The following is a 13,578-nucleotide window of genomic DNA, read 5'->3' on the forward strand; positions in this document are numbered from 1 at the left end:
GCGCTCAGGCTTCAGCGACAACTGACTCGATCAGAGCGCGCGACCTTGCCCGAAGAACGTCCATCGGCGGCCCGTCGAGGTCCGCGACCGGGAGCTGCCAACGGCGTACGTCCGGGAGCATGTCGAGCTCGCCCTTGCCACCACCATCCACGGCGCACAGGGCGAGACGGTCGACCACGCCCACGTCGCGATCGGCGAGACCACCGGAGCCGCGGCTGCGTACGTCGCGATGACCCGCGGCAGGCAGGCCAACGTCGCGCACCTCGTCGCCGAGTCGGCGGAGGACGCTCGAAAGCAGTGGATCGACGTGTTCGACCGTGACCGCGCAGGCCTCGGACCTGCCCACGCCCGCGTTCAGGCGATCGACGCCATCGACCGGTACGGGACGGCCGCCAGACGCCCTCCGGCGCCAATGTTCCCCGCCCCGGAACACGGGCCGCCCATGTCGCAGTCGCCTGGAATCGGTCTCTGACAAGCCCATGCGGCCGTCGACTTAGGGATACCTGTTGACCTGCGGAAACGCGGGCCGCGGTCAGGTATCCCCCTCGAGGTATCCCGTAATCGTGGATACCTGACCGCCCACGCGGGCCGACACGGACCGACCGTCCGCGACCACAACCGGCGAGGAGCAACGCCATGACCACATCATCGATCGAATCCGACGAGAACCGCCGCCCGATCGAGAACCCCCGGCGACGAGATCCTCACCCTCCAGGAAGCGTGCCGCTTCCTCCGCGTCGCTGAGGGTACGCTGCGCTACTGGCGCCACCTCGGCTGCGGGCCGCGCAGCTTCACGATCGGCCGCCACGTCCGCTACTGGCGTACCGATCTCGTCCGCTGGCTCTCGGAACAGACCCGCCGTCCACAGGATCCGGACTGATCCGGACGACGACGGCGCCGAAGTGGGCACCCACGACGATCAAGACCCGGTTCGTGATCGTGAGGTCGGTCATCCGTGCCGCCGTCGCGGACCGCGTGATCGCCGCAGACCCGACGGCGGGCGTCGCCCTGCCGAGGCGACGCAAGGTCGAGGCTACGATGCGGATCCCGACGGTCGAGCAGGTCGGCCGGCTGCTGGCCACGCTGACAGCAACCGGGTCTCGACTCGTCACGGCTTCCGTGCCTATGTCGCGCTCTGCGCCTTCGCCGGGCTGCGGAAGGGTGAAGCCGCTGGCGTCCAGATCGGGGACATCGATTTCGCGCTGCGTCGGCTCACGGTGTCGCGGCAACTGCAGCGGGATGGCTCGACCCTCGTTGCTCGGCTGCCGAGGTACGGTTCGGAGCGGGTTGCACCTGCCCGACGACCTCGTGGAGATGCTTCGATCTCACATCGAGAAGTACCTGCCCGAGGATCCAGCGTCGGACGCGTGGCTGTCTACCGTCGGCGACGGACCCATGTACGACAACGACATTGACTGGCGCTGGCGTGCAACGCGGACGTCGGCCGGTCTGCGCACGTGCGGCTGCACGACCTTCGGCACTTCTACGCCTCCGGCCGATCGCCGCGGGCTGCGACGTCGTCACCGTCCAGCGAGCACTCGGGCACTCGTCTGCGACCACGACGCTGAATACCTACAGCCACCTGTGGCCGACGGCGGAGGATCGGACGCGGGCTGCCGCCTCTGATCTGATGGCGCAGGCACGGGGCTTGACGCCGCCTGCTGATGCTGCCGTAGAGCATGTCGCAATACCCGAATCATCTGTGCACTTGCAAAGATGATCTTTGCATTGAATCATGGGGTCATGATCTACGCAGTCCCGACGCTCGACGATCGTGATCGCGAGGTCATCGAAGGAATCGAGCAGTACAGAAGCCAGCTCCGACACTTCATCGGCCGACCTCGCCGCTGGCAAGGTCTCATGCGCCGCAACCTCCGCGCGCGCGCAATGCGCGGCTCGAACAGCATCGAGGGTTATGACGTCTCCCTCGATGATGCCCTCGCCATCCTTGAGGACGACGAGGAGGCGCTGACCGCCGACCAGCGCACGGTCCTCGAGGTAACGGGCTATCGCAACGCCATGACGTACGTGCAGCAGCTCGCTGATGATCCTGACTTCAGCCTGGACCAATCGCTCCTTCGGGGGCTCCACTTCATGATGCTCGGCCACGACCTGGACAAGAGCCCGGGGTCCTATCGGCGGGGTGCCATCTACGTGCGCGATGACGAGACCGAGGAAATCGTCTACGAGGGGCCAGACGCTGACCTCGTGCCGAGCCTGATGCGCGAGCTCGTGGAGCAACTGGAAGCCCTGCTCAGCGATCCAGGCTGCCCCATCTTCGTCGCCGCAGCGATGGCGCATCTGAACCTCGTCATGATCCATCCGTTCCGCGACGGAAACGGGCGGATGGCCAGATGCCTTCAGACCCTGATGCTGTCGCGCAATCAAGTCCTCGGACAGGAGTTCTCCAGCATCGAGGAGTGGCTGGGTCGCAACACGTTGGACTACTACGAGGTGTTGGCGAAGACCGGACAGGGCAAGTGGAATCCGGGTAACGATGCGACAGCGTGGGTGCGCTTCAACCTGATGGCGCACCATATGCAGGCTCAAACCGTCTGGCATCGCGTGCAGGAGGCCGATGAGTTGTGGATGAAGCTGGAGGCACTCGCGACCGACCGCGGATTCCCGGACCGATCCGTCCAAGCTCTGTATACGGGCGCGCTGGGTCTACGGGTTCGCCGAATCGCGTACGAAGAAGCGACCGGCCTCGAGTACGCGACGGCCGGACGGGACCTCCGCAACCTGGCGTCTGCCGGCCTGTTGCTGGCAAAGGGCGAGACCCGCGGGCGCTACTACATGGGCAGCGCCGAGCTTCGGGAAATCTACGGCGAAGTGCGTGCCGCGCATCGAGGACAGATCGTGGATCCCTACAAGACCCCACCCTTGGATGACCAGGCCGACGACCCGCTTTTCTAGGTCGGCACAAGTAAGCGGTCGGCCGGCGGCCGGACGATTCTGCCTTAGCCCCAGAAATCGGGTCGCCTGAGCTCTCGATGTGGTCGAGGAGCGCCTCGACGTCCTTCGTCGGTCGCTTGCGCTTGTACTCGTGGAACTTCAGGTTCCGGTCGCGCCAGTAGATCGCCAGAGCCCGGTCGTCTTCATGTAGCGAAGTCGGGCGATGGGGAAGCGTGTGTGCGCGCCCACGCCGTCCCACGGTGGTCGCACCTCGACGATGTCGACGTAACGGTCCGCAACGTCGGCCTCGACCTTGAGCTGGTCCCACAAGTGCTCGGGGACACGCTCGCGCGCCCACAGGCGGATCCTGTGAAGGTCGGTCTCAGGAAGCACGGTCACCCCTGATCGTCGATGGCTCGCGTCGACTTCTTGCGGACCTTCTGCGCACCAGACGCGGACTTTTCAGCCCTGCACCCCACATGACCTGCGCAAACGCGCCGGATCAGTAGTACCAGGGGTAGGGCGACCAGTCGGGCTCGCGCTTCTCCAGGAACTGGTCGCGTCCCTCCTGCGCCTCGTCGGTCATGTAGGCCAAGCGGGTCGTCTCGCCGGCGAAGAGCTGCTGGCCGACGAGGCCGTCGTCGAGGAGGTTGAAGGAGTACTTCAGCATCCGCTGCGCGGTGGGGGACTTGCCGTTGATCTTTCGTCCCCAGTCGAGCGCAACCCGCTCGAGCTCGGCATGCGCGACGACGCGGTTGACCGCGCCCATGCGGTGCATCTCCTCGGCGTCGTACTCGTCGCCGAGGAAGAAGATCTCGCGGGCGAGCTTCTGCCCCACCTGGCGCGCGAGGTAGGCCGAGCCGTAGCCGCCGTCGAAGGAGCCCACGTCGGCGTCGGTCTGCTTGAAGCGGGCGTGCTCGCGGCTGGCGAGGGTGAGGTCGGCGACGACGTGCAGGCTGTGCCCGCCGCCGGCCGCCCAGCCGGGGACCACGCAGATGACGACCTTCGGCATGAAGCGGATCAGCCGCTGGCACTCGAGGATGTGCAGGCGCGCGAGCCGTGCCTTGTCGATGGGGCTGGGCTCCTCGGCCCCGGTGTCGCCGGCGCCGGCGGAGGTGTCCTCGTACTGGTAGCCGGCGCGTCCGCGGATGCGCTGGTCGCCGCCGGTGCAGAAGGCCCACTTGCCGTTCTTGGCGCTCGGGCCGTTGCCGGTCAGGATCACGCAGCCGACGTCGGCCGACGTGCGCGCGTGCTCGAGGGTGCGCAGCAGCTCGTCGACGGTGTGCGGGCGGAACGCGTTGAGCACGTCGGGGCGGTCGAACGCGATGCGCACGGTGCCGTGCTCGCGGGCGCGGTGGTAGGTCAGGTCGGTGAGGTCGTCGAAGCCGGGCACCGCGTCCCAGGCCTCGGGGTCGAAGATCTCGCTGACGCCCTCGATCGCACTCATGGCTCCGGAGGCTATCCCCCGGTGGCCGGGTGGTCCGCGGCTGCCCCGAGGCCCGGCGGCGCCCGTTGTTCGGCGCACCACCCCGGCGGGGCTGGAAGATCCCCACCTGCCGTGGTGTTGTGGAGCACATGGCACTGACAGGTTCGTACGTCCCCAGCAAGGCCGAGTGGGTCCGCAACCAGGTCGCGGAGTTCGAGGCGAGCAACGGCGAGAAGGCCAACACCCTGGGCGACACCGACTACCCGATCGTGGTCGTGACCTCGGTTGGCGCGAAGTCGGGCAACCTGCGCAAGAACCCCGTGATGCGGGTCGAGCGCGACGGCGCCTACCTCGCGGTGGCGTCCAAGGGTGGCGCCCCGGACAACCCCGAGTGGTACTACAACTTCGTCGCCCACCCCGAGGTCGAGCTGCAGGACGGCGCCGAGAAGCACGTCTACACCGCCCGCATCCTCCACGGCGAGGAGCGCGCCGACTGGTGGGAGCACGCGGTCGCCACGTGGCCGACGTACGCGTCCTACCAGGAGAAGACCGACCGGGAGATCCCGCTCTTCCTGCTCGAGCGCGCCTGACGCCCGCCCGCGCCGACCTGCCCGCGCGAGAGCCCTCCTCCGTGCCGACTACCTCCGCCCACCTAGGGTGGAGCCCTCGGGACTATGGGGGTAGTGGATGACCGAAACGGACGGACCGACCGCGCTGCGGGTCTACCTGCTCGACGACCACGTGGTCGTGCGGCGGGGGCTCCGGGCGGTGCTCGCACCGGAGGACGACATCGAGATCGTCGGCGAGTCCGGCACGGTGGCGGAGGCGGTGCCGCAGATACGCGAGCTGGTGCCCGACGTCGCCGTCCTCGACGGCCGGCTGCCCGACGGCAGCGGCATCGACGTGTGCCGCGAGGTCAGGTCGGCCGTGCCGAGCGTGCAGGCCCTGATCCTCGCGAGCGACGACGACGAGGACGCGATGGTCGACGCGGTCCTGGCCGGCGCGTCCGGCTACGTCCTCAAGACCGCCGACGAGCGTGCACTGGTCGACGCCGTGCGGGCGGTGGGGCGCGGCCAGTCGCTCATCGACGCCAGCGTCGCCCTGCGCGTCGTCGAGCGGATGGGGGCCCGGGACCAGGCTCCGGGCCTGTCCCGGCTCACGGACGGCGAGTGGCGGGTCCTCGACCTCATCGCCGAGGGGATGACCAACCGGCAGATCGGCGAACGCCTGCACCTCGCGGAGAAGACGGTCAAGAACCAGGTCACCGGCCTGCTCGCCAAGCTGGGCGTGCAGCGTCGTACGCAGGCGGCGGTGCTGGCCTCCGCGCTCGGGCGTCGACGATCCCGCTGACCCCGGTGGGGGCGCCGGTCGACCCGGTCAGTCGCCCTGCGGGCGGTCGCGGATCGCGCTGAGCAGCGAGTCGACGGCGTCCTCGGTCGGGGACGCGGCCTCCTGGTTGGAGCGGGCCAGCTGGGCGAGGAGCTCGGCGCGGTGGACGGCGACCGACCGCGGCGCGTCGATGCCGATGCGGACGACGTCGCCCCGCACCTCGAGGACCGACACGGTGACGTCGTCGCCGATGACGACGCTCTCTCCGGCACGGCGGCTCACGACCAGCATGCCGTCACGCTACCGGAGGCGTCGCGGGACGCCTCACGCGATCAGGGGCGTGGCGACCGACAGGCCCGGGTCGTCGAGCACCACCTGCACCGCGCGGTGGGTGGCCACGTCGAGCACGACGGGCGCGGCCAGGTTGGCAGTGGTGCTGGCGAGGGACGCTCCGGCGGTGAGCACGCAGAGCACGACGAGGTCGTCGACCGAGGCCGAGCCCAGCTCGGTCAGGACCGCCTCGTCGACCTCGGGCGCGTAGTCGGGGAAGAACGGGGCCGGCGGCACGACGAGGAAGCGCAGGCCCGGCTCGTCGAGCGAGGTGAGGCTGCACAGCACGCCGTCGTCGTCGACCTGCACCAGCGCGAAGCGCTCGTGCCCGGGGAAGCCGGGCAGGGGCTGGGCGAGCTCGATCACCGGGATCTCGGGGGCACTGCTGGGCGGCATCACGGTCTCCATCGTGGCGATCATCGCAGAAAGTCGATCAGGCTCGGCTGGAGGACGCGGGCGGTCGCCGCGAGCGCGGCCTGGTAGGCGACCTCCTGCATCTTGAGGTCGACCATGGTGCGGGGCAGGTCGGCGTTCTCGATCTCGGCGAGGGAGCTCGTCAGGGACAGCTCCGCGTCGGCCGCGGCCGTGGTGGCCCGCTCGACCCGAGCCGCCCGGGCCCCCACGTCGGCGCGCGCCACGACGAGCCGGTGACCGTCGTCCTCGAGCGCGGCGACACCGGCGCGGATGCCGGTCTCGTCGCCCGAGCGCAGCGCCGCGGCGAGGGCGGTGAGGTGGTCGAAGACGTTGTCGCCGTCGGCGCCGAACGCGGTGGGCCCGGGCAGCGACACGTCGACGACGACACCCTCGGCGACCGTGCGGTGGACCGGGTGGGCGTCGCCGGTGAAGGCGACGGCACCGCCCGCCTCGGTGGTGAAGGCCACGGAGCCGGCCGTGGTGCCGCCCAGCACCGGCCGGTCGACGTAGGTGGTGTTGGCGATGCCGAGGAGCGCGGAGCGGAGCTGGTCGATCTCGAGCGCCAGCGCCTCACGCGACTGCGGGCCGGCGGCGCCGCTGACGGCCTGGATGCCGAGCTCGCGGGCGCGGCGCACCAGGTCGTTGGATGCCCCCAGGGTGCTGTCGAGGGTGTCGAGCCAACCGGTGCCGTCCGCGGCGTTGCGGGCGTACTGCTGCTGTGCGCCGATGGCCGCGCGCAGCCGCATCGCGGTGGCGGCGTCGCCGGGGTTGTCCGAGGCGCGGTTGAGCACGCGGCCGGTGGACAGGTGCTCCTGGATCTCGGCGAGGCGCGACAGGCTGCCCTGGAGCCGGTCGAGCGACCGGTCGGTGAGCATCGACTGGGTGACGCGGTTGATGGTCGTCATCGTCAGCGCACCAGCCCGGTCCGGTTGATGAGCGTGTCGAGCACCGAGTCCAGCGTCGTCATCACCCGGGCCGCGGCCTCGTAGGCGCGCTGGGCCTGCATCATCGTCACCATCTCCTCGTCGAGGTTGACCCCGGACAGCTGCTCACGCGCGCCGTCGACCTGGCCCGTCAGACCGGCCTGCGCGGTGGCGAGGCGCCGGACCGCGGCGACCTCCGTGCCCAGGACGCTCACGAACCGCTGGTAGCCCTGTTCGGGCCCGCCGAGGGCCGCGGCCACGGCCGTCGCATTGCTCCCGTCGCGGTTGGCACCGCCGGCGATCCCCGACGCTGCGAGCGCGGCCGGGTCGGTGAGGAGCAGCACCAGGGGACCGCCGGGGGCGTCGGGGTCCACCGCGAAGACGGGTTGCCCTGGCGCACCGGTCGCGTCGTGCCCCGCGCCGTGCGCGGCGTTGACGGCGTCGGCGAGGTGCTGCGCGACGGCCTGCAGGTCCGCGCGGAGTCCGGGGAGGGTGGTGGTCAGCAGCTCGGAGGTGCCGCCGATCTCGCCGCGCAGGCCGGACACGGGGGTGGCGGTGCCGTCCGGCCCGGTCACCGTGAGAACGAGCGCCGCGCCGTCGGCCGTCCCGTCGGGCGCGACCCCGCTGGTCACCGCGAGGCTGCCGGCCAGGCCGCCCGTCACGAGGGCGACGCCGCCGACGGTGACGTCGAGGCCGCCCTGTCCGTTCTCGACGGCCGTGCCGCCCGTGAGCTCGGCCAGCCGCAGCGCCATCTGGTCACGCGCGTCGAGCAGGCCCGACGGGTCGTCGTTGGAGAGGCGGGCGGCGGTGATCGCCTGGTTGGCCGCCGCGAGGTCCCGCGCCAGGGTGTTGGTCTCGCCGACGTCGGCGAGCAGCGACATCCGCTGGTCGCCCTCCTCGGCGGCGACGTTGCGGTGCTGGGCGGCGACCGCCTCGACGAGGGACTGCGAGGTGGCGAGCACCTGGGTGCGCACGGCGGCGGAGTCGGGGTGGTTGGCCAGGTCGTGCCAGGCCTTGCGCACCTCGCCCAGGGGGCCGGAGATCCCGTTGCCGGCCGGCTCGCCGAGAGCGGCCTCCACCCTCGCGAGGGCGGCGGCGCGGGTGTCGAGGTAGGCCGAGCTGCCGTGCTCGCGGCGGGACCGGGCGTCGAGGAGCGGGTCGACGAGCCGGTCGACCGAGCCGACGCGGACGCCCTCGCCGTGACCTTCGTAGCGACTCCACATGGCCGGCTGCGCGGGCGCGCCGACGGAGAGGCCGACGACCCGGCGGCGGGCGTAGCCGTCGGTGCCGACGTTGGCGATGTTGCCGCTCGCCACCTCCATGACCGCCTGGTGGTAGCGCAGCGCGCTGGCGGAGGTGCTGATGGAGCCGAAGGTGCCGGCCATGTCACAGGCTCCGGTCGACGAGACGGTTGCGGGCGGGTTCGGCGGTCGCGCTGCCGTCGGCGGAGTAGCCGTCGACGGAGTCGCCCAGGGACAGCAGCGTCTCGCGCGCGGAGCGGTAGCCCGCGGAGATCAGGTGCTTGTTGGAGTCGGCGAGACGGGTGATCTCGTGCGTGAGCTGGACGAACGCCTCACGGTGCTCGGTGAGGATCGTGCGCCACGGGTCGTCGGCCGCCTCCGCGAGGGAGGCCAGGCTCAGGTTGGCTTCCATCCCGTACGCGGCAGCGGCGGCGTCGGCCGCGACCGCGCGCAGCACCTCGGTCTCGCGGATCGTCGACAGCAGGCCGTCGATGTCGCGCGTCGCGTGCGCCAGCCACCTGCTGCGGCCGCTGGCCAGCACCAGCTGCTCGACCTCGAGCCGGTAGTGGAGCTCCTCGAGCAGCTCGCGCTCGCGCCAGAGCACGAGGGACAGCCGCTCCACGGCTGCCGGCGGGGTGTCAGTGATGTTCACGACTCGTCCATCGGCCGTGGCGGCCGTCACCTGAGGAGTTCGGGGCGGACGCAGGGACGGGCGCACGACGGGTCGGGCCATGCCCGTCCTGCGGGACTGACCACCCGCCCATGGCCCGTTCGGGTCATCGCTGCGGGACAACGGTCCTCGATCCGGTCCCGAAGGTCCTACGTTCTGCGGATTCGACAGCAGGACTGCCGCAGGGCGCCAACGATCTATCCCGTGCTCGCCAGTCCTCCGCTCCCTTCCCCCCAGACCGCTCCGGCCGTCCACGGTTCGTCCACAGGATCGTCCGCCGACGCGGCGACGACCGACGACCTGGTGACCTCCCACATCCCGCTCGTGGGCCACCTCGTGCGCGAGGTCCTGGCCCGCGTCCCCGGCCACGTCGACCGCGACGACCTGACCTCGGCCGGCCTGACCGCCCTGGTGCAGGCGGCCCAGGGCTTCGACGCCGCCCGCGGGGTGCCGTTCGCGCGGTACGCCTCGACGCGCGTGCGCGGTGCGCTGCTCGACGAGCTGCGCGGGGTCGACTGGGCGACGCGCTCGGTACGGCGTACCGCCCGCGACCTCGAGGAGACGCGGGCCCGCCTGACCCAGAGCCTGGGCCGGGTGCCGACCGACGCCGAGGTCGCCTCGGCGCAGGGCATCGGCGTCGACGACGTGCTGGCCAACCGCGAGGACCTCGCCCGGGCCCAGGTCCGCTCGCTCGAGGCCGACGACGCCCACGGGTCGTACGGCGGCGCCCTGCTGTCCACCACCCCCACCCCCGAGCAGGCCCTGGAGCACGCCGAGCTGCTCGACTACCTCGCCGACGCGGTCGCCGCGCTGCCCGAGCGGTTGCGCCGGGTCGTGGAGGGCTTCTTCCTCGCCGAGCAGCCGATGGCCGAGCTGGCCGCGGAGCTCGGTGTCACCGAGTCGCGCATCTCCCAGCTCCGCGCCGAGGCGATGGTGCTGCTGCGCGACGGCATCAACTCCCAGCTCGACCCGCTCCTGGTGTCCGCCCACGAGCGGCCCGGCGGCGTCGCGGCCCGGCGGCGCGAGGCCTACTTCGCCGCGGTGGCCGAGCGGCACGCCGCGGCGAGCGCCCCCACCCCGCGGGTGGCGACGAGCGCCTGAGCCGGCGTCAGGGCAGAAAGCTCCCCCGAAAACCTCAGGTGCCCGCCCGGGCGACCGAACAGGACCTCGACGGAGTCCACGGACGGACTCCAGCTAGTGATCCACACCACGGAAGGAATCCATCATGGGTCTTCGCATCAACCAGAACATCGACGCCACCAACTCGTACCGCAACCTGTCGGTCACGCAGGGCCAGATGTCGAAGTCGCTCGAGAAGCTGTCCTCCGGCTTCCGCATCAACCGCGCCGCCGACGACGCGTCCGGCCTGGCCATCTCCGAGGGCCTGCGCTCGCAGGTGGGTGGCCTCAAGGTGGGCGCCCGCAACGCCCAGGACGGGGTCAGCCTCGTCCAGACCGCCGAAGGCGCGCTGACCGAGGTCCACTCCATGCTCCAGCGCATGAACGACCTCGCGGTGCAGCACAAGTCGGGCACCCAGAACGCCGACTCGCAGGCCGCCCTCGAGGCGGAGTTCGACCAGCTCACCACCGAGATCACCCGCATCCAGACGAACGCGAAGTTCAACGGCGATGCGCTCTTCGGTGGCACCGACGCCAAGACCTTCCAGGTCGGCCACGACAGCGGCGACATCATCGAGGTCTCCGCCACCGCCCTGGCGGGCTTCGCCACCGGCACGGCCATGGCGGCCATCGACATCGCGGACAGCAACACGGTCCAGGCCGCCATCAAGGAGGTCTCGACCCAGCGCGCCGAGCTGGGTGCCATCCAGAACCGCTTCGAGCACACCATCAACAACGTGAACGTCGCGATCGAGAACCTGTCGGCGTCGGAGTCGCGCATCCGCGACACCGACATGGCGCAGGAGATGATGAGCTTCACCCGCTCGCAGATCCTGTCCCAGGCCGGCACGGCGATGCTGGCGCAGGCCAACCAGGCCTCGCAGGGCGTGCTGTCCCTCCTCCGCTGATCGGCTGAGGGAGCTCTCACCCACCCGATGCCGGGCGGGTCGCGGCCGTCGCGACCCGTCCGGCACCACCGGCCCTGATCGGGGTCGACCGACGAGAGGGGACGGCGATGGGATCGGCCAGCATCAGCGGGCTCGGCAGCGGCCTCGACACGGCGTCGATCGTCGACCAGTTCATGCAGCTCGAGGCGGTGCCGCAGGCGCGGCTCAAGTCCCGGGCAGCCTCGGAGAAGTCGGTCGTCTCGGTCCTCCAGGCGCTGAACACCAAGATCGCGGCCCTGGCGACGAGGGCCGCCGACCTCGTCAAACCGGGAGGCCTCGCCCCCCTCACCGCCACCAGCTCGGACCCGAAGGTCGCCGTCAGCGCAGCGGCCGGGGCCAGCCCCGCCGGCTTCTCGGTGCGGGTCGACCAGACCGCCGCCAGCCACCGGCTCGAGCTCGCGACAGCGGTCGGGCTGGACGCGGCCGGCACCGTCCCCACGGCCCTGCGGCTGGACCGGCTCGACGGCTCCGCCCCGCTCGACATCGGCACCGACGGCACGCTCGCCGGCCTCGCCGCCGCGATCAACGACCCGGCCAACGCCACCGGCCTGCGCGCCACCACCGTCAAGGTCGGCACCGACCAGTACCGGCTCGTGGTGGAGGCGGCCGAGACGGGCGCCGCCGGCGACTTCACGCTCACCGCCGCCGACGGGTCCGACCTGCTCGGCGGGTCCACCGTCCGCGCCGGACGGGACGCGCAGGTGACCATCGGCGACTCGATCGTGGCCACGTCGGCCACCAACACGTTCGCCGACCTCGTTCCCGGCGTCACGCTCACCCTGGCCGCCGACGCCGCCTCCGGCACCACCTCGCAGGTGGCGCTCGCCCGCGACCCGGCCGCCGCTTCGACGGCGCTCAAGGGGCTCGTCGACGCGGTCAACTCCACGCTCTCCGACATCGACGCCCAGACCCGGACCGGCACGGGCACCAGGGGACCCCTTGCGGGCGACAGCACCCTGCTCTCGCTGCGGGACCGGCTCCTGTCGTCGGTGTTCTCCGGCGACGGCAGCGTGGCCGACCTCGGCGTCCAGACCGACCGCTACGGCAAGCTGGTCCTCGACCAGGCGGCGTTCACCAAGGCGTACGCCGCCGACCCCGCCGGCGTCCAGGCCCGGCTGACGGCGCCCGCCACGGGCTTCGTCGCCCGCATCGGTGACGTCGCCAAGGTCGCCAGCGACCGCGTCGACGGCACCCTGACCGCCGCGATCACCGGTCGCAACGAGTCCATCGGCCGTCTCGACGACGGGGTCCAGGCGTGGGACCTGCGGCTCGAGCTGCGCCGGGCCGTGCTCGTGAGGCAGTTCACCGCCCTGGAGACGGCGCTCAACCAGATGAACAGCCAGTCCTCCTGGCTGTCCGGCCAGATCTCCGCACTCACGCCCCCGGGAAGCTAAGGACAGCACCCATGGCCTACTCCAGCCCCACCGCCTACCTGCAGGCGTCCGTCGAGACCGCCAGCCCCGCCCGACTGCTGGTGATGCTCTACGACCGGCTCGCCCTCGACTGCCGCCGGGCCGTCGCCGCCCAGGAGGCCGGCGACCACGACGCCGCACGCCCCCAGCTGCTGCACGCCCAGGACATCGTCTCCGAGCTGCACTCCTCGCTCCGGGTGGACGCATGGGACGGCGCCCCGGGCCTCGCCGCGCTCTACTCCCACCTCCTCGTGCAGCTCGTGCGCGCCAACGTCGACCGCGACGTCGCCGTCACGCGGCACTGCCTCGAGCTGGTCGACGGCCTCGCCGAGGCCTGGCGCCAGGCCGCCCTCCAGACGGCCGTGACGCCGTGATCGGGCGCGTCCCCGAGGACGGCGAGGAGCTGTTCCACGCCTGGGAGCGGGCGATCGACGCCCTCGAGCGCGACGTGCTGCTGGCCGAGGGCCTCGCCGCCGACCCGGCCGGCGTGCTCGCCCGGGGCGCCGAGCTGCCCAGCGGATGGGTGCCCGCCGAGCTGGAGGGCACCATCCCGGCCGGCCTCGTCGCCCGGGCCGCAGGGCTGCTGCACCGCCAGGCCGCCGTCCGCGAGCAGCTGGTGGACGCGCTCGGCCGCGCCCAGGACGACCTGGCCCGGGTGCGGCGCACCGCGCCGGCCGGACGGGCCGCGGGCCCGGCGTACGTCGACCTCTCCGCCTGAGCCTTCCGGCCGGGTGGGCGCGGCATGGCCCGCCCGGGTGGTGCCCGCCGGGACCAAGGTCCCGACCTCGCGCCCACGGCGAAGAAGTCGCCCTGATTCCCTCAGTGGGGTGGGCGCGCGGCCGATGCGGAGGGTGAGCACGGAACGCTCACCCC

General features: G+C 71.6%; 17 protein-coding genes. 9 read left to right on the forward strand and 8 right to left on the reverse strand.

The window, feature by feature from the left end; translation table 11 throughout:
• Window positions 1-4 precede the first annotated feature (4 nt).
• Window positions 5-346, reverse strand: coding sequence for a hypothetical protein (locus tag AC4H2S_RS04305; RefSeq protein WP_491495716.1), 342 nt, complete (start codon window positions 344-346; stop codon window positions 5-7).
• A gap of 354 nt (window positions 347-700) precedes the next feature.
• On the opposite strand from AC4H2S_RS04305, the gene AC4H2S_RS04310 reads away from it, so the two are divergent.
• Window positions 701-880, forward strand: coding sequence for a helix-turn-helix domain-containing protein (locus AC4H2S_RS04310; RefSeq protein WP_491495851.1), 180 nt, complete (start codon window positions 701-703; stop codon window positions 878-880).
• Window positions 881-1,743: 863 nt separating this feature from the next.
• A complete protein-coding gene (locus tag AC4H2S_RS04315) occupies window positions 1,744-2,916 on the forward strand; it encodes a Fic family protein (protein ID WP_491495717.1) in 1,173 nt (390 codons plus the stop codon).
• A 138-nt stretch (window positions 2,917-3,054) separates the two neighbouring features.
• Here AC4H2S_RS04315 and AC4H2S_RS04320 read toward each other — a convergent pair whose 3' ends face one another.
• The gene (locus AC4H2S_RS04320) at window positions 3,055-3,288 is read right to left on the reverse strand and encodes a DUF3024 domain-containing protein (RefSeq protein WP_491495718.1); all 234 of its coding nucleotides are present in this window, start codon (window positions 3,286-3,288) and stop codon (window positions 3,055-3,057) included.
• Window positions 3,289-3,397: 109 nt separating this feature from the next.
• On the reverse strand, window positions 3,398-4,342 hold the full coding sequence (locus tag AC4H2S_RS04325; protein ID WP_491495719.1) for a 1,4-dihydroxy-2-naphthoyl-CoA synthase: 945 nt from the start codon (window positions 4,340-4,342) through the stop codon (window positions 3,398-3,400).
• 128 nt (window positions 4,343-4,470) lie between these two features.
• Here AC4H2S_RS04325 and AC4H2S_RS04330 point away from each other — a divergent pair, with 128 nt between their 5' ends.
• A complete protein-coding gene (locus AC4H2S_RS04330) occupies window positions 4,471-4,911 on the forward strand; it encodes a nitroreductase family deazaflavin-dependent oxidoreductase (RefSeq protein WP_491495720.1) in 441 nt (146 codons plus the stop codon).
• Window positions 4,912-5,008: 97 nt separating this feature from the next.
• Complete coding sequence (locus AC4H2S_RS04335; RefSeq protein WP_491495721.1) at window positions 5,009-5,671, forward strand: response regulator; 663 nt, start codon at window positions 5,009-5,011, stop codon at window positions 5,669-5,671.
• 27 nt (window positions 5,672-5,698) lie between these two features.
• On the opposite strand, the gene csrA is transcribed toward AC4H2S_RS04335, so the two are convergent.
• From csrA to flgN, 5 genes are read right to left on the reverse strand one after another with little or no spacing between them, the layout of a single operon-like run.
• Window positions 5,699-5,941, reverse strand: coding sequence for a carbon storage regulator CsrA (gene csrA / locus AC4H2S_RS04340; RefSeq protein ID WP_186339838.1), 243 nt, complete (start codon window positions 5,939-5,941; stop codon window positions 5,699-5,701).
• Window positions 5,942-5,974: 33 nt separating this feature from the next.
• Entirely contained in the window at window positions 5,975-6,400 is a 426-nt protein-coding gene (fliW, locus tag AC4H2S_RS04345; RefSeq protein ID WP_491495722.1) for a flagellar assembly protein FliW, read from the reverse strand.
• Window positions 6,397-7,299, reverse strand: a complete 903-nt coding sequence (flgL, locus tag AC4H2S_RS04350) for a flagellar hook-associated protein FlgL (RefSeq protein ID WP_491495723.1) — start codon at window positions 7,297-7,299, stop codon at window positions 6,397-6,399. The genes fliW and flgL overlap by 4 nt, the downstream gene beginning before the upstream one ends.
• Window positions 7,300-7,301: 2 nt before the next feature.
• Complete coding sequence (flgK, locus tag AC4H2S_RS04355; RefSeq protein WP_491495724.1) at window positions 7,302-8,702, reverse strand: flagellar hook-associated protein FlgK; 1,401 nt, start codon at window positions 8,700-8,702, stop codon at window positions 7,302-7,304.
• A gap of 1 nt (window position 8,703) precedes the next feature.
• Window positions 8,704-9,210, reverse strand: a complete 507-nt coding sequence (flgN, locus tag AC4H2S_RS04360; protein ID WP_491495725.1) for a flagellar export chaperone FlgN — start codon at window positions 9,208-9,210, stop codon at window positions 8,704-8,706.
• A gap of 321 nt (window positions 9,211-9,531) precedes the next feature.
• Here flgN and AC4H2S_RS04365 point away from each other — a divergent pair, with 321 nt between their 5' ends.
• The 5 genes from AC4H2S_RS04365 to AC4H2S_RS04385 all read left to right on the forward strand — a co-directional run bounded on the left by AC4H2S_RS04365 (window position 9,532) and on the right by AC4H2S_RS04385 (window position 13,423).
• Window positions 9,532-10,329 carry a sigma-70 family RNA polymerase sigma factor gene (locus AC4H2S_RS04365; RefSeq protein WP_491495726.1) on the forward strand — a complete coding sequence of 266 codons (798 nt, stop codon included), beginning with the start codon at window positions 9,532-9,534 and terminating at the stop codon, window positions 10,327-10,329.
• A gap of 124 nt (window positions 10,330-10,453) precedes the next feature.
• The gene (locus AC4H2S_RS04370) at window positions 10,454-11,254 is read left to right on the forward strand and encodes a flagellin N-terminal helical domain-containing protein (protein WP_491495727.1); all 801 of its coding nucleotides are present in this window, start codon (window positions 10,454-10,456) and stop codon (window positions 11,252-11,254) included.
• Between the two features lie 107 nt (window positions 11,255-11,361).
• Window positions 11,362-12,687 (forward strand): flagellar filament capping protein FliD, encoded by a 1,326-nt coding sequence (fliD, locus tag AC4H2S_RS04375; RefSeq protein WP_491495728.1) that lies wholly within the window; start codon window positions 11,362-11,364, stop codon window positions 12,685-12,687.
• Between the two features lie 11 nt (window positions 12,688-12,698).
• Entirely contained in the window at window positions 12,699-13,079 is a 381-nt protein-coding gene (fliS, locus tag AC4H2S_RS04380; RefSeq protein ID WP_491495729.1) for a flagellar export chaperone FliS, read from the forward strand.
• The gene (locus tag AC4H2S_RS04385) at window positions 13,076-13,423 is read left to right on the forward strand and encodes a hypothetical protein (protein ID WP_491495730.1); all 348 of its coding nucleotides are present in this window, start codon (window positions 13,076-13,078) and stop codon (window positions 13,421-13,423) included. The genes fliS and AC4H2S_RS04385 overlap by 4 nt, the downstream gene beginning before the upstream one ends.
• The last annotated feature ends 155 nt before the right edge of the window (window positions 13,424-13,578 follow it).

The organism is Nocardioides sp. Z13_37 (assembly GCF_058355585.1).